At 64.0% G+C, this 14,872-nt stretch carries 18 protein-coding genes and 3 pseudogenes; 5 read left to right on the top strand and 16 right to left on the bottom strand.

All coding sequences use genetic code 11. From position 1 onward, the window contains the following. Positions 1-2: 2 nt before the first annotated feature. The 5 genes and pseudogenes from WPS_RS16420 to WPS_RS16400 all read right to left on the bottom strand — a co-directional run bounded on the left by WPS_RS16420 (position 3) and on the right by WPS_RS16400 (position 3,346). A complete protein-coding gene (locus WPS_RS16420; protein WP_317995531.1) occupies positions 3-479 on the bottom strand; it encodes a lytic transglycosylase domain-containing protein in 477 nt (158 codons plus the stop codon). Between the two features lie 43 nt (positions 480-522). Then, positions 523-1,158, bottom strand: a complete 636-nt coding sequence (locus tag WPS_RS18375) for a phosphoketolase family protein (protein ID WP_317995530.1) — start codon at positions 1,156-1,158, stop codon at positions 523-525. Positions 1,159-1,386: 228 nt separating this feature from the next. Beyond that, positions 1,387-2,613: an ISL3 family transposase gene (locus WPS_RS16410; RefSeq protein WP_317994728.1), complete on the bottom strand. Its 1,227-nt coding sequence runs from the start codon at positions 2,611-2,613 to the stop codon at positions 1,387-1,389. Between the two features lie 61 nt (positions 2,614-2,674). Then, positions 2,675-2,770 (bottom strand): annotated as a pseudogene (locus tag WPS_RS18370) (transposase); the annotation flags it as partial. Between the two features lie 297 nt (positions 2,771-3,067). After that, entirely contained in the window at positions 3,068-3,346 is a 279-nt protein-coding gene (locus tag WPS_RS16400; RefSeq protein ID WP_317995529.1) for a hypothetical protein, read from the bottom strand. Between WPS_RS16400 and WPS_RS16395 the strand changes: the two genes are divergently transcribed. Then, on the top strand, positions 3,330-3,656 hold the full coding sequence (locus WPS_RS16395) for an ArsR/SmtB family transcription factor (RefSeq protein ID WP_317995528.1): 327 nt from the start codon (positions 3,330-3,332) through the stop codon (positions 3,654-3,656). The genes WPS_RS16400 and WPS_RS16395 overlap by 17 nt on opposite strands. A 9-nt stretch (positions 3,657-3,665) precedes the next feature. Here WPS_RS16395 and WPS_RS16390 read toward each other — a convergent pair whose 3' ends face one another. The 11 genes and pseudogenes from WPS_RS16390 to WPS_RS16345 all read right to left on the bottom strand — a co-directional run bounded on the left by WPS_RS16390 (position 3,666) and on the right by WPS_RS16345 (position 11,584). Next, positions 3,666-4,118, bottom strand: coding sequence for an ApeP family dehydratase (locus tag WPS_RS16390; RefSeq protein ID WP_317995527.1), 453 nt, complete (start codon positions 4,116-4,118; stop codon positions 3,666-3,668). A 51-nt stretch (positions 4,119-4,169) separates the two neighbouring features. Further along, complete coding sequence (locus tag WPS_RS16385; protein ID WP_317995526.1) at positions 4,170-4,343, bottom strand: hypothetical protein; 174 nt, start codon at positions 4,341-4,343, stop codon at positions 4,170-4,172. Then, on the bottom strand, positions 4,340-4,822 hold the full coding sequence (locus tag WPS_RS16380) for an NADH-quinone oxidoreductase subunit B family protein (protein WP_317995525.1): 483 nt from the start codon (positions 4,820-4,822) through the stop codon (positions 4,340-4,342). The genes WPS_RS16385 and WPS_RS16380 overlap by 4 nt, the downstream gene beginning before the upstream one ends. Positions 4,823-4,871: 49 nt before the next feature. Then, the gene (locus tag WPS_RS16375) at positions 4,872-5,093 is read right to left on the bottom strand and encodes a hypothetical protein (RefSeq protein ID WP_317995524.1); all 222 of its coding nucleotides are present in this window, start codon (positions 5,091-5,093) and stop codon (positions 4,872-4,874) included. A 55-nt stretch (positions 5,094-5,148) separates the two neighbouring features. Then, on the bottom strand, positions 5,149-6,240 hold the full coding sequence (locus tag WPS_RS16370; RefSeq protein WP_317995523.1) for a hydrogenase large subunit: 1,092 nt from the start codon (positions 6,238-6,240) through the stop codon (positions 5,149-5,151). A 45-nt stretch (positions 6,241-6,285) separates the two neighbouring features. Then, a pseudogene (locus WPS_RS18305) lies at positions 6,286-6,510 on the bottom strand (NADH-quinone oxidoreductase subunit C); the annotation flags it as partial. Between the two features lie 32 nt (positions 6,511-6,542). Next, positions 6,543-7,967 (bottom strand): proton-conducting transporter transmembrane domain-containing protein, encoded by a 1,425-nt coding sequence (locus WPS_RS16365; RefSeq protein ID WP_317995522.1) that lies wholly within the window; start codon positions 7,965-7,967, stop codon positions 6,543-6,545. Next, positions 7,964-8,578: a hypothetical protein gene (locus tag WPS_RS16360; protein WP_317995521.1), complete on the bottom strand. Its 615-nt coding sequence runs from the start codon at positions 8,576-8,578 to the stop codon at positions 7,964-7,966. The genes WPS_RS16365 and WPS_RS16360 overlap by 4 nt, the downstream gene beginning before the upstream one ends. After that, the gene (locus WPS_RS16355) at positions 8,575-9,414 is read right to left on the bottom strand and encodes a respiratory chain complex I subunit 1 family protein (protein WP_317995520.1); all 840 of its coding nucleotides are present in this window, start codon (positions 9,412-9,414) and stop codon (positions 8,575-8,577) included. Before WPS_RS16355 ends, WPS_RS16360 begins: the two co-directional genes overlap by 4 nt. Next, positions 9,411-11,270, bottom strand: coding sequence for a proton-conducting transporter transmembrane domain-containing protein (locus WPS_RS16350; RefSeq protein ID WP_317995519.1), 1,860 nt, complete (start codon positions 11,268-11,270; stop codon positions 9,411-9,413). The genes WPS_RS16355 and WPS_RS16350 overlap by 4 nt, the downstream gene beginning before the upstream one ends. Next, complete coding sequence (locus WPS_RS16345; protein WP_317995518.1) at positions 11,267-11,584, bottom strand: ArsR/SmtB family transcription factor; 318 nt, start codon at positions 11,582-11,584, stop codon at positions 11,267-11,269. The genes WPS_RS16350 and WPS_RS16345 overlap by 4 nt, the downstream gene beginning before the upstream one ends. A gap of 184 nt (positions 11,585-11,768) precedes the next feature. On the opposite strand from WPS_RS16345, the gene WPS_RS16340 reads away from it, so the two are divergent. The 4 genes and pseudogenes from WPS_RS16340 (at position 11,769) to WPS_RS16325 (ending at position 14,607) form a co-directional block, all read left to right on the top strand. Continuing rightward, on the top strand, positions 11,769-12,071 hold the full coding sequence (locus WPS_RS16340; RefSeq protein ID WP_317995517.1) for a hypothetical protein: 303 nt from the start codon (positions 11,769-11,771) through the stop codon (positions 12,069-12,071). Beyond that, positions 12,028-12,183, top strand: a pseudogene (locus WPS_RS16335) (IS481 family transposase); the annotation flags it as partial. The gene WPS_RS16340 and the pseudogene WPS_RS16335, both read left to right, overlap by 44 nt. An 86-nt stretch (positions 12,184-12,269) precedes the next feature. After that, entirely contained in the window at positions 12,270-13,298 is a 1,029-nt protein-coding gene (locus tag WPS_RS16330; RefSeq protein ID WP_317994481.1) for an IS481 family transposase, read from the top strand. Between the two features lie 136 nt (positions 13,299-13,434). After that, positions 13,435-14,607 (top strand): AI-2E family transporter, encoded by a 1,173-nt coding sequence (locus WPS_RS16325; protein ID WP_317995516.1) that lies wholly within the window; start codon positions 13,435-13,437, stop codon positions 14,605-14,607. The last annotated feature ends 265 nt before the right edge of the window (positions 14,608-14,872 follow it).

Raw genomic sequence — 14,872 nt, 5'->3', positions numbered from 1 at the left:
CGTTATCGCAAGCCGGCGACGACGCGGTCGACGTAGGCGCGCGTCTCCGCGTAGTGCGGGATCCCGCGAGCGGCATCGACGGCGCCCGGCCCCGCATTGTAGGCCGCGACGGCCAGCCGGACGTTGCCGCGGTAGCGCCGCAGCAGGTCGTGCAGGTAGCGCGTCCCGCCGTCGACGTTCTGATACGGGTCGAATGGGTTGACGACGCCGTACAGCGCCGAGGTGTCGGGCATCAGCTGCATGAGCCCCTGCGCGCCGACGCGCGAGACGGCGCTGGGATCGCCGTGCGACTCGGCGTCGATCATCGCGAAGACCAGTTTCGGGTCGACGGCGTTCGTGCTCGACGCCCCGCGCACGAGCGCGCTCAAGCGGTCCGGGGGCATCGAGTGCGGACCGCCGGGCAGCAAGCCGCCGCCGCTGCATCCGGAGAGCGCAGCGAAGGCGAGGAGAGCCGAGGTCCAAAGGGCACGCGGGGACACGGTAACGCCCCGTTTCGCCGCCTCCCCCACCCGGCCTTGTGCGTTACCAGCGCCACTCCGTCACTTCCGGCAAATCGGTGCCCTCGCGCACGATGTGCTCGGCATGGCGCCGCAGCGCTGCTTCGCCGGCGGCGATCGCCTCGCTTTCCTTGGGGTGCCGGGTTCGTGGGCTCGCTTCAATGTTTCCAAGGCCGGGTGATAGTGGCTGACGCGTTTCAGCACGATCATGTCGAACGGGGTCGTCGTCGTCCCCTCCTCGAGGTAGCCGCGAACGGGGAATCGGTCGGGCGTGGGCCGGCGGTAGATGAGCTCGTGGATCGTGCGCGGGTAGGCGTGGTACGCGAACACCACCGGGACGTCGTGCTCGAGCGGCTTGCGTCGTGCGGGTGCATCTCGGGCCGGCCAGCGTGAAGAGGTCGATGACGACGACCACCCGGATGCGCAGCGACGGCGCATGCGTGCGCAGGATGCTCACGGCGGCGAGCGTCTCGAGGACCATCACGTCGCCGGCGCACGCGAGGATCACCTCGGACGCGGGATCGTCCGCGGCCCACGCCCAGCGGCTCGTGCCCGCGGCGCACTCCGCGCGCGCCTGCGCGAGATCGACCCATTGCGACGCATCCTGTTTGGGCGCGACGGGGACGTTGATGCAGTCGACGGCGGCGATGACGTGCTCCATTACGTACAGCAGCGTGTTCGCGTAGGGCGGAAATTACTTCGGAGCAGAACGACGAATGGTTAGGCCGAGGCTACTTTGATATGACCGAGTACTTCGATTGGAAAGCAACGTTGTTGGACTGTGTCCGCGGACGAGTGTAATTTCGTTCAGCCCTACAGCGGCGTGAGTAAGTCGGAGTTCATATACCGCCGCTCGGTCTGCCAGTCCTCGGTCTGCTCGGCGGGCGCTTCAGGACTTCGGGTGGGCGGGCAAGAGGTCGAGCCCACCACAGTGGAATAGAATCGCCGCTGCAAATCGGCCCTCATTGCGATAGCCGCGCGCGCGGAATTTGATCATTTGGATCTTGCTGTTGAGGCTCTCGGCTGCCGCATTGGTGATCGGCTTGCGAATGTACGTGATGATGTTCGCAAAGTGACGTTTGAGCGTGCGCGCGACGCTGATCATTTCGGGCAATTGAGAGTGCGTCGCCCACCGGTACCAATCGGCAAAGAAACGACGCGCTGCGGACTCACGCCGATATCGCCAGAACTCCGTAAAGTGCTCCTTCATCGACCACGCGCGGCCAAGGCGTTTGTACTGGCTCCGCAAGGCGCTCAGATCACGTCGTTCGTCGCGGTCGAGATTCGCAAACGAGCGCAACCAGGAATACTTAGTCCCTTTCAATGCCGTTCGGTCGAGCGTCTTGTCACGCATCATCGCTCGACGAGTGAGATCGACGGCTTTGGTGAGATATGCCGTGATGTGGTACTTATCGAAGACGATCTTCCGTGCCGCATCGGGCACGTGTGCTACGGTCGACTCGAAGTACGGCTGCCACATATCCATCGCGATGCCCTCAATGGCATGAAGTTGTTCGTGCGAAAGGCCGTCGTAGAAAGCGTCAATCGATTCGCGCTTGCGACCGCGACCGACCCACAGGACCTCGCCGCGGTCCAAGTCGGACACGATCGTGAAGTACCGATGCCGCTTTTTGACGGCCTTCTCGTCGATGCCGAGATGCCGCACAAGACGTGGCAGTCGCCGCTGCTTACCGCGCTCGACCGCCCGGAGCATAATGGAATCGACTTGCTCCCAGCTGATGCCCAAGCGACGCGCGACCGCCGCGACGGACATCTCGAGTAGGAGGGCGATCGCCAAACGCTCGAAGCGCGACGTAAACTCGGTGCGACCGCTTGACCAGGGAATCGCAACGGTCGTGACGCCGTGCTCGGGACAATCGATCCGGGGTACGGAGGCGTGCAAGAAAAGTTGGTCGCCGGCCAGATCGAGGTCACGCCAGACGCGCTCGCGATGATCGTGCTTGGGGCACTCCCGATCGCATTTTGGACAGCGACCCGCGCCTTGCCATTCAAGCCGAACATCGACCCGATTTCGCTCGAGATCGAGCTTTGATTCGGTCACGTCCCAAGGATCTTCGACGCGCAGCAACCCGCGGATGAATTCGGTGTCTCGCATGGCGTAGCATTACGACGGCCGACCGATTTCCTCTCGCCCGCCCACTACAAAACCGGAAGACCCGCTCGGCGAGGATCAGGGTAATCAGGCGGATAGCCGAGGCGATCGTCGGGAAGATTCCGACGAGTCGCGTCCGTCGACGGATGTCGTTGTCAAGCCGGCCGCCGTAAAAACGAGACAAACGAGCAGCCTAACTGTCAACGAACCGGAATTACAGCACAATTGGGACTTGACTCCTGAGCAGACGCTCAGTTGAAATGTTTGACGTGAGAAACAGATCGCTTAGACTGAAACCCAACCTATCTGACACTACCGCAAGATCGTACGACTGTCAGATCACATAGTAGCTACTACACCTTACTTGGTCGAACTCGGCAGCGTTAGAATCGTGCCGCGCACCGGAAATAGAAAAGCCGTTCTGACCTGACGGTCCACGGCGTACCGGCCTGACAGGTCAGCGCGACGGCCGCTTCACCGCGGCGACCGTCCGATCCAAGACGTTAAGCATCGCTGTCACGACGTCGATGATAAGCAGGACCTCGCGCTGGATGTCCGCAGCCTCCTTCGCTTGGCCGTCGTTTAGGCGACGCCGCAGTTCCGCCAGGCGCGTGCTCGCGCGTTCGAGTTCCATCGAGTTGAGTGGCATGCGGGGATCTCCGATCGTCACGGGTGAGATATCGGCCAGGGCGGGCGCCCGCACGGCCGAATACCGCAATGTGCGGTACAGCTTCAAGGCCGAGTTCTTCAAGGTGCTCGCCAATCCGGTAAGGATCCGGATTCTGGACGCCCTACGGGCCGGGCCCCAAAGTGTGGGTGAACTGCGGGCGCGGCTAGACACCGAGCAGGCGACGGTCTCCCAACACCTCGCGATCCTGCGCGCGCGGAACTTTGTCATGACCGAGCGGCGCGGGACCACTATTTTGTACGAGATCAGCGATCCGGCGATCTGGAAGCTGCTCGACGCCGCACGGGAAATCTTCAATAATCAACTTGTCAGCGTCCGAACCGCCCTGGAAGGCCTTCAAAACGAAACCGCTGGTTAAACCAAGGCCTTAACCCCCGTCCCGCGCCTCGGCGCGCTTGCGCCGCGGAAGATCGAAAATCGCATAGCTTAATTCCGCGGTGCAGATCGGTCGCCCGGCGACCTCAGTGGCTACGCGGACCCGCCCCGCCGTTCCGCGTAGCCGCACGAGAGACGCCTCCATCTGCAAACGGTCACCCGGGATGGCGACGCCGGCGAATCGCGCCGTAGCGATGCCGGCCAGATAGGCCGTCTTGCGCCGATAGTCAGCGGGGGCCACGACCAGCAGGCCACCGAGTTGGGCCATGGCTTCAATCACCAGCATGCTCGGCAATGCGCAGAGCACGGAGGAGCAGCACGGCTCGTTCGCCGAGACGTTCTTATAGCCGCGCGCCCAGGCCGTCGTAAGATCCTGTACGCGGTCCAGCAACAGCATCGGATACCGATGTGGCAGCAACCGGACCAGCGCCACCGCGTCGAGCACGGCGCCGCTAGCGGCCGATTCGGATTCTCGCGCTGCCGTTGGGACGCCCGTTCAGCCGCCGCGTTCGCGTTCGAGGAAGGCCACCAGCGATCGCTCGTGTTGCACATCTTCGCGGACGTGGACCACGTGCCAACCCTCGCCGCCGAGCGCGTTGAGCGTGGAGAGCGCGTTCGATCCTTCGTCGCGCCGATCGAGAAAAACGAGCTTGAACTCGTACTGTTTCATCTAGCTGGCCTTTCGGAGGTAAAGCGCGTGGAACGGAGGTCCGCGGGGTTCAAATCCGCGTCGCGTGCGGGCGGGCCGCCCAGAGCCTGCGCCGCCCGCAGCAGGCCCGTCTTGATCATGGACGGTGTGGGGGGGCACCCGGGAACCGCGATCGTCGCGCCGAGCTCGACGCACGCTCCGGACCCGACGCCTGCGCCGCAGGCGAATACGCCGCAACCGACGGCGCAGTCGCCAATCGCGACGATGATCTTCGGCTCGGGGACCGCTTCCAAGGTCCGTCGCGCAGGCACACGCATGGCCTCGGTCATCGGGCCCGTCACCGTCACGACATCGGCGTGACGCGGAGACGCTACGATGTCCCACCCGTCCCGGGTGATGTCGTAATCCGGGCCGCTGAGCGCGTTCATCTCGTGCTCGCATCCATTACAGCTTCCGCACACGAGATGCCGTATGCCGATGGATCTCTCGAAAATCGCCATCAGCGCACTTCCTGAGCGAACGCATGGCCGTCATCGACTTGCACGGTCGTCACCGCCGTCTCCCGCGCTCGGCGTCAATAGCGGCAACGCAGACTTGAATCGCGTCCAGGACGCGCACGTAGGATGCCTCGACGCGCAGTATCTCTGAGTCCGCGGAAGCGTCCCCGCCGCTTCCGGGCGCCGTAGGGATCTGTGACTTTCCGCCCAGCAACATGCGGCGCTCTTCGGCGATCACATCAAACAGCTTCTCAAGGTGGTCGCGTTCGCTCATCAGACTGCGCTCCCGCTAGATGCAGTGCGCGCGAGGGCCTCGCGAAGCAAGACCCTCACCGGTCCGCGCACGCGTAGCACAGGTTGAAGCTCTTGTTGACGAGCGGCGCGTCAGGCACGATGTTTCCCATCGTGGCGTGCGCGACCGCCGGCCAGTTCCGGTACGACGCCGAAATGAAATGCAAGCGTTCGACCACGGAGCCGCGCAGGGTGAGGGCGACGGTCTCCGCACCGCGCGGACCCTCGACGACGGTCACCGTATCGCCGGTTTCGGGCGGCATGACCGGCGACCGGTCAAGCGGACTGCCTCCGAGATGCTCGAACGCGCGCTTGATGATGCCGAACGAGCCGCGCAGTTCGGCGATCTTTACGCGGCAGCGCGCGAGCACGTCGCCGCCTTCCTCGCGTGCAACGGCGATCGGCATCCAGCGGTAGGCTCCGTACGGCGCGGCATCGCGAACGTCCAGCGATCCGCCGGACGCACGGTGCGCCGGACCGACAACCGCCAACGCACGCGCGGCTTCGTACGTCAGCGTCCCCGTCTCGTTCCAGCGCGAAAGCAGCGAAGAATTGTCAAAGATTGCGCCGAGGTATTGTTCGACGGCCTCCTGCAGCATGATCACCAGGCTCTGCACCTGCTCGCGGTCCTCCAGCACGCCATTGCTCACGCCGCCCGGGACGATCGCGTCGAAGAGCATCCGATGGCCCGTCGCCGCATGGCACACGCGAAGCGCGCGTTCTTTGAGTCCGAGCCCGGTGGCTTGGCCAAAACCCCAGCCCGCGGCCGCTGAGCATACGGCGAGGTCGAACAGGTGGTTATAGACGCGTTCGAGTTCCACGATGATCTGCCGGGCAATCTGGACCGGATCGGAGACGCGCGTATCGCTGATCGACTCGACCGCCATCGCGTACGCGAGCGAACGAGACGCGCTGCACGCCCCACAGACGCGGGCTACGCGAGGCGCGAGATCAAGGGGATCTGCCCCCTCGACACCCTGTTCCAGGCGCCGGTACGAATAGCCCATCTGGAAGTCGAGGTGCGCGATCGTCTCGCCGCCCGAGCTGAACGTGAACCGGCCGGGCTCGATGATACCGGCATGCACCGGCCCCACCACGACCTGCGTAACGCCCGGCCCCGTCGCGACCACGGCGCTCGCGAGTTCGCCGTTTGCGGGCCGGAACGGACGCGCGTCCGGAAGCGCGTCGAACGCGACCCCGAACTCGTCGGCCATCTCGCGTTCGTCCCACGAGAGGCCGGGGCACGTGCCCGAGACGGCTGCCACCTCCTCGGCATCTACGCGCGCGGAGAGCACCTGTACGCCGTGCTTCTCCATGAACAGATACCGGACGCCTTGATAGGTCGCATAAGCGCCCAACACGCTGCCGTGTTCCAGACGCTCGGCGAACGCGGTTCGCATCGCTGCGGGCGCGACTTCGATTTCGTTCTTTATCATGGCTGTATCTCTCCCGATATGGCTGTCAACGTGGCGCCGAGGGCTGTCCACGGAATGGCGGCGGTACCCGCCGCAAGCGCGAGCGCAATACCCGCGCTCGCGATCGAAAGCCGCATCGAAACGCCCTTGGAAACCGCAACGGCGGTTGCGCGGCCGTCGCCGTTGGCGGTCGGATTGACTTGCAAGCCCGTTCGGATGAGCGCACCGAACGCCACGACCGCTCCCAAGCCCGCCACGGTCAACGCGGCCCAGGCGTGCGCTTCGACCGCCGCCAGAGCGACGAGAAACTCGCTGAAGAACAGGCCGAACGGCGGCAGCCCTCCGAGCGCGGCGAATCCGAGCAGCAGCAGCCTTCCGCCGGTTGTCGTTGTCCACAACGCGCCGCCATGCACGCCGCTCGTGGCGCTCTCCCGCTGCGTGATTCCGGCGACGAAAAACGTCCCGGACTTTGCGAAGGCGTGCGCGACGAGATGCAACAGCGCGGCGTCGGTTCCCAACCGTCCGCCGACGCCCAGCGCGAACACGACAATGCCAGCATGTTCAACTGTCGAATACGCCAGCAGCCGCTTGAGATCGCGCTGGACGAGCATGAGCATCCCGGCCGCCGCGACGGAACACGCACCGAACCAGGTAAGCAGGACGTGCAACGTGGCGGCGTCATGCCACGCCCAGGCGGCCTGCAACGTACGGACGATGTCGTAAAGCGCGCACGAAACGAGCACGCCGGAAAGCAGGCCGCTGATTGGAGCCGGCGCTTTGGAGTGCGCGTCCGGGAGCCACGCATGAAGCGGAAACAATCCGGCTTTCGTTCCGAAGCCGATCGCCATGAGCGCAGTCGCGAGGTGCACGACGCCGTTCGGCCCCGCGTGCAAACGCGACATCGCCTCCCACGACAGCGCGAACTCAGGCGTCGCGCCCGCGTGCAGAGACGCGCTTGCGAGCAGGACGATGCCAGTAAGGGCGATGCCGATTCCGACGCTACACAGCACGAGATATTTCCAGGCCGCTTCGAGCGCCGCGTCCTCGCCGCTGAAACCCACCAGGAACGCCGTGGCCAACGTGGTCGCCGCGATGCCGAACCAGAGCGTGCCGAACCCCTGCGCGAGCACGACGAGCAGCATCGAACTCCAAAATGCTCCGAGCAGCACGAAGTACACGGACTTGCGCGACCAGAACACGTCGCCGCCGCTCCAACTTACAGAGAACATGTCCGTCGAATAGACGGTCGCGAGAAATCCCAAAACCGACACGATAACCGCGAACACCAACGAGAGCTCGTCCACGCGGCCGGCGACCACGAGCGGCATGCAGGCGGCCATCCCGGCTAGGATGATCCGGATGACGCGGCGCGCGTCGCGGCGACGGAATAGTGCGGCAACGAGTGCGCCGGCAAATGGAAACGCGACGGCTACGGCGATCATCCGCGCAGGCTCTTCAGACGGTCGACGTCCAGCAGGCCGCGCTGGTGCAGCGTCCGCAGCAGCGCTAGCCCAATGAACGTCGTTACCAGCACGTCGAAGGCCGCTCCGAGTTCGACCGCTTCGGGCAACTGCGGCGCGGCGAGCGCGCCTTCCAGCGTGATGCCGGCGCCGAATACCAGCAGGCCCAGCAGATCTGCGAGCACGTTGCGATGCATCACCAGCATGGCGATCCCGCAGAGGATCACGAACGCAACTATGGACTGCAACGGTAGGGCCGCGGCGACCGGAAGACGCTCGACGGACCGCGAGAGCACGATTAGGGCGATCACCGTAAGCACGCGGACTGGCAGCGGCGCGCCGGCCCGCAGATCTTCGGCCTCCGGGTTGCGCCGGAGAAACCATACGATGCCGATCGGGGCAAGGACGACCTTGAGCGCCGTGGCTATCCCGAACAAGGCGAAACCGCCCAGGGTAGCCGACGCGCCGGGGAACGTGACCACTGTCGTTATAACCGCAATCGCGACGTACGCGGCAAGCACCCGCTTCGCTCGCGTATCCGCGATCATCAGTCCCGACAGAATCGCGAGCAGGGCGTACAGCGTCATGCTCATACCATCCTCGCGGCGACGCTTGCCGCCGCAAGCAGGATGCCCGTCGTTAGCAACTGCGGAATCTCGAACAGCCGCAAGCGCGCGAACGCGTTCTCGACGAACGTGATGAAGACGGCAAACAGCACCGCTCCGGCGAGGGCCGCGAACGAACCGGGAGCGATCAATCCCGCGGCGATGGTCAAGAACGCCACCTGCCGCACATATCCCGCGATATTGAGCACGGCGAGATGCCAGCCCGAATATTCCAGGCTCTGGCCTTCGTGGATCATCGTGAGTTCGTAGTGCGTCTCCTGGTTGTCGATCGGGATGCGCGCCGTTTCGGCAATCGTCACGACGCCGAACGCGAACAACGCGACGACGCCGGCAACGGAGAAACTTCCGTGCGGCACAAGGAATGGTCCACCGGAAAGCCGCGCTCCCAGGAGGGCCAACAGCAAGGCGGGTTCGGTCAGCGCGGAGAGCGTCATTTCGCGACTTGCGGCCATCCCGGCGAAGCCGCTGCGCGTATCGAGCGCCGCCACCGCGACGATCCAGCGTCCCAGCGCGAGAATGAGGGTCAGCGCGACGATGTCAAGGAACGCCGGCGGTCCGGCGTCGAGCGGTACGGCCGCGGCGAGCGTGAGAGCTACGCCGAGCGAAACGCCCGGCGCGCAGGCGACGATCCAACTGACGCCTTCGGGCAAGACTGGGTCCTTGCTCCAGAGCTTCCGCAGATCCCGGTACGGCTGCAAAACGGACGGCCCAGGGCGGCCCTGGAGCCGGGCGCGAAGCGTTTTCATCGCGCCGTGCAGCAACGGCGCGAATACGGCAATCAGCAGTACCTGCAGGACGGTCATCGTGCGACCACGACGATCAAAACGAGCACCGCGGCTGCGTACGCGAGGTACAGCCGCAGATGCCCGCTTTGCACGCTACGGCCGCGTCGCGACATCATCAGTATCCGTACGCTCGCCCAGCGCATGACATCGTCGAAAACGTACGCGGTGCTGGTGCGATAGGCGATGCGGCTCGGTAGCCACGGGGACGAGCCGATCTCGATGCGCTTCTCGTGTTCCGGAAAAAGCACGAACGCGAATATCCGTCGCAACGGTTTGGAAAACGCCGTCGCAGTGTACTGCGTCTGCGCCGTCGGCGTGGAACCGCACACCCACGTCGGTGCGTACCGCGTTCGCCGCGCGCGCATCAGCAGCAACGCCGCGACGGCGCAAAGGATCGGAAGGACGGCAATCAGCGGGACGGCGCCGAGCGTCGCCGGAACGCCGAAGTCCCGCAACGCACCATCCGGCGATCCGACGAGGACGGCGGTAATCCGGCTCAGGGGCGACACAGCGAGTAGGGGCGCGACTCCGAACGCGACGCAGCCTGCCGCGAGGATGCCGGTCCCCGCGGCCTGCCAGCCGAAGGTTTCACGCTGCGCGATCATGGGCGGCTGCCGCGGCCTCCCGAGAAAAGCGAGACCGTAGACCTTCGCGAAACATGCCGCCGCGATGCCGCCGGTAAGGGCCAGAGCGAGAACGGCCGTACCGGCGGCCGCCCGCGCAGCGGGGTCGGCGACGTCCATGCCGGACGCGAGCGTCCGCAACAGCAGCCATTCCGAGGTGAAGCCGTTCAAGGGGGGCAACGCCACGATCCCGAGCATCCCAACGAACACCGCCGCGGACGTCCACGGCATCGAGGCGGCCAGGCCGCCCAGCCGGTCGAGATCTACGGTGCCCGCGACGTTTGCCACCCGCCCAGCGGCCAGGAACAGTGTGCCCTTGAACAATGAGTGGTTGACGGCGTGGAAAAGCGCCGCGGTCAATGCCGCCGCACTGAGCGCCGCACTCGACTTCGCAAACAGCACCGCCGCGCCGATTGCGACGCAAATAATACCGGTGTGCTCGATGGAACTATAGGCGAGCAGCCGTTTGAAATCCGAGTCGACCGCCGCATACAGGATGCCGCCGAGCGCACTGACCGCCCCGACCGCGATCACGACAATCGCCCACGTCGTGCCGGCCGGCGCGGCGAGACTGAAGAAGACAAGGATGAGACCGAACACGGCGACCTTGAGCATTGCCCCGGATAGCATCGCGGAGCCGTTGGGGGGCGCGACGGGATGGGCGCGCGGCAACCAGAAGTGGAGCGGAAACAGTCCGGCCTTGGAGCCGAAACCGAACAGCGCGAGCCCCAGTGCCGCACTCCGCCACGCTCCGGGCAGATGCGGCGCCGCCTTCGCGATGACCGCGAACGATGTGCCCCCGGCGTTCGCTGCGAGAATGCACAACGCGCCCAGAATCCCGAGCGCGCCCGCCTGGCTGATGATGAGATACGAGAACGCCGCGCGCCGAACGGCCCGCAACTCGCTGTGCGCCGCGACCAGCACAACGGAGGCCAGTGCCATGAGTTCCCAAGCCAGCATGAACGCAGCGACTGAGCGGGCCATCAGCACGGCGCCCATCGCCGCGGCGAAGCCCGCGATTCCCCAACCGTAGCGGCCCTCCGGGCCGTTCCAGATGGCGACCGCGATCGTGAGCGCACCGAGCAGCGCATAGAACGGGGCGGCCAATGGAACGAGTCCCCAGTCGAGGGCGAACCCGGGCACCGCCGAGCCTGCGTGGGCGAAGTCCGGCTGCACCGTCAGTGCGAGCCAGGCGAAGACCAGCGACGCCGCACCGACGGAGGCGGTCGCGAGACCCGAAAGCGGCTTCACGCTTCGGCGCGTAAGGTTTCAAGAGCGGTTCGCACCGCGCCCAATTGGCTGTCGAAAAGACCGCGCGCGGAATCGAGGACGGTCGAAATCGCGGCGTGGCGGATTTCGTATACGACGACGGGGCCCCGCCGTTCGGCGCGCACGAGATCATGCGCGCGCAGGATGCCGAGGTGTTGCGAGAGGGTCGCCTGCTCCACGCCGAGATTCACCCGCAAATCGCGAACGCTGACCGGCCCGACCCGCAGGGCCTCCAGGATGCGGATTCGCAATGGGCTGGCCAGGACCCGGAAGAACGCGGCCTGGGTCTCGTACATGCAGTTATATTAGGATATTGCTATACTCTAAACATACAGGAGAAGTCGTGTTCCTTCTGTATCGGACCGCCGTGCCGCATCGCAGCGTCGGTGGACCGTATTCATTTTCGTCGCTCGTATTAGTTCTTGGGACAGCCCTGACGGATCGGCGCCACGGCGGAACCACCCCGGAGGTAACCGTGACATGGACTTGCGGCTGCCGCGCCTACGGCAAGGCGGAGACGGATCTCATGCTCGAGCCCTGCGAAAAGGACCGGCTGCTCTTTCGGCCACCGCCTGGTTGATTCGGTGCAAGGTCACCATCGAACCAAATGCGGCGGATGGGATTTGCGGCGACGAAACGCTGAAGAGTCAGGACGTTAGTTTCGGCTCGGGCCGAACAGGCGTGCAAGCGGGAAGGCGCGATCCGAAAGGCGACAAAGCGGTTAGCCCTTTTGCTGCCGATATGGTTGCGGCTCGCGCGCTGGTCGCGAGTCGCTATGATTGATTGGCGTCTCAAAGCGCTCGAAGTCAGGAGCGCGCAAGACGGTTTGGTGCTGACCGAATCGCAGATCGCTGCCCTCGAGAAAGCGCAGACAGACAACGAAGCGCACGGTGACACAGGCTCAATTTCTGACTTGTAGAAGTCAGGATTTGATCTGACGGTTGTCGAATACCGGTGGTGAATCCTCCTGAGGAGCCATCCATGAACAGCGACCGAAAAGTCATCAAGGCGAAAGTGGGCCTACTCCAGCTCGGCAAGCAGCTCGGAAATGTGACTGAAGCCTGCCGCGTGATGGGTTACAGCCGTGATAGCTTCTACCGTTTCAAAGACCTCTACGAGACGGGCGGCGATCTGGCCTTGGCCGAGATCACCAAGCGAAAGCCGAACCTCAAGAACCGCATTGCTCCCGAAGTCGAGGATGCGATTGTCGATCTTGCGATCGAGTTCCCTGCGTACGGTCAAGTGCGCGCAGCGAACGAGCTCGCCAAGCGTGGGATGCGTATGTCGCCGGCGGGACTTCGCGGGGTGTGGCTGCGACACGATCTTGAGACGATGAAGAAACGGCTCAAAGCGCTGGAAGCAAAGAGCGCCCAAGATGGGCTCGTCCTGACTGAGGCGCAAGTCGTCGCGCTGGAGCGTGCCAAGCTCGAGAAAGAAGCGCACGGCGAGTTCGAGAGTGAGTGCCCCGGCTACTGCGGCGCGCAGGACACCTTCTTCGTTGGGACGATGAAGGGCGTCGGCCGCATCTACCAGCAGACCTTCATCGACACCTATGCGAAGGTGGGCGTCGCGAAGCTCTATTTGGACAAGACACCAATCACTGCGGCCGACCTGCTCAACGATCGCGTGTTACCGCTATACGAAGAGTACGGGATTACGTTGCAACGGATCCTGACCGACCGCGGCACGGAGTTTTGCGGGCGTGAGGGACATCCGTACGAGCTCTACCTGGCGATCGAAGACATCGACCACACCCGAACGAAGGCACGCCATCCGCAGACCAACGGCATCGTCGAGCGTTTTCACAAAACGATGCTTGATGAGTTTTATCGGATCGCGTTTCGCAAGACGATCTACACGTCGCTCGAGCAACTGCAGCGGGACCTCGATGCGTGGACCGAGGAGTACAACACGCAGCGTCCGCATCAAGGACGCTGGTGCTACGGCAAGACGCCGATGCAGACATTCGTCGACAGTGTCTCCCTTGCGAAAGAGAAACAGATCGCTTAGACTGAAACCCAACCTATCTGACACTACCGCAAGATCGTACGACTGTCAGATCACATAGTAGCTAGTACATCTGACTGCCGCTACGGGTTCGAATTTCCGCCGCCGTTCCATCCGGTACTGAAAGGCCACGCAAAACATGAGCATGCCGACCGGTTCAAGCTTGTTCGACCCGACGACACGCCGCCTCATCAAGGCGTTTCTCGTCGCGGCAATCGTGCTAGTCATCGTCGTGCTTCTGGGCATGGTCGCAACCGTCTTCGATCGAGTTCATACAACGCTCATGGAGATCGTTTTCGCGATCCTCTTCGCGTATGCGGTGTACCCGCCAGTGAAATGGCTTGCAGCCCGGCGACTTCCCGTGCCACTCGCTGTCATTCTCGTTTATGTGATGCTGGGAGTTCTCGTGCTTGGCGCCCTCGCTTGGCTCGCACCGGCAATTGCGAGCCAAGTCCAAGTGTTCAGCCGCGACTACCCGCACCTCGTCACCCAGACACAGCAGCAAATCGCAGACCCGACGCACTCACCGCTCCTGAGCCGCCTTCCGACTAGCGCACGAATGGCGATCGCGGCAAACGCCGGTAAGTTGGGGACACTGCTGGGCGGCGTCGCCGCCGGGTTCGGAACGCAGACCTTGGCAATTCTCAGCGGGACGACGGCGCTGCTCATCAGCGTCGCCCTAATCCTCGGCCTCACGCTAATCATCCTCGGCGACCTTGCAGGAATCCAGGCCTTCGCAACGCGCTTGGTGCCAGCTCGCTACCGTCCGCAGGCCTTATCCTTTATGAACGACGTCGATGAGGTGATCGGCGGCTTCGTGCGCGGCCAGATCCTGCTTGCGCTCGTTGTGGCCGTCGCGGGCACGATCGTTCTTATCGCTGTCGGCATACCCTTTGCGCTCCTGCTCGGGCTCCTCGCCGGAATCGTCAGCATCGTGCCACTCATCGGCCCGATCGTCGCCGTCATTCCAATACTCGTGATCTCGTTCTTCACCGTTGGGCTCGTGAAGACGATCATTGTCGGCGTGCTCTTCGCCGTGATCATCGGCGTTCAGCAGAACGTGCTCGTACCGATTTATGTGGCGCGCTCGGTCGGGGTCACGCCGCTCGTCATTTTCGTCTCACTCCTGCTCGGGAGCGAGGCCTTCGGTATCCTCGGCGCGCTGCTCTCGATTCCGATTGCGGGGATCCTGCGCGTCGCGGCCGAGCGGCTCTTTCCGCCGGAGCCACGCGCGAACGCACTGCTGGCAGCAACACGCGATCGCGCGAGTGAACCGAAAGAGGCGACTCGCAAGGCCACAACGACACCTTGAGCACGGAGAAATTTCTCGTTGAGGTATGCTTTTGAAGCGCCCTTGCCGAGATATGCTACCACCGTATTCACGACGACTTCGACCGCTCGTTATCCGTTTCGCTCTCGCCGGCGATTATCTGCAAGGGCGCGTGCGCTTTTCCCAACGCGTCGGTCGTTCTTTCGGCTTTGGCCAAGCGCCGCTCGAGCCGTTCGTGCTCTTTTCGTAGTCGCGCATTGTCGGAGCTGAGCGGATTGTTCGATTGGCTTCGCGGTCGAGGGACCTT

Origin of the sequence: Vulcanimicrobium alpinum (assembly GCF_027923555.1) — a bacterium.
Lineage (GTDB): Bacteria > Vulcanimicrobiota > Vulcanimicrobiia > Vulcanimicrobiales > Vulcanimicrobiaceae > Vulcanimicrobium > Vulcanimicrobium alpinum.
The sequence above is the reverse complement of the archived record's forward strand: the minus strand, read 5'-3'. Positions and strand labels throughout refer to the sequence as shown.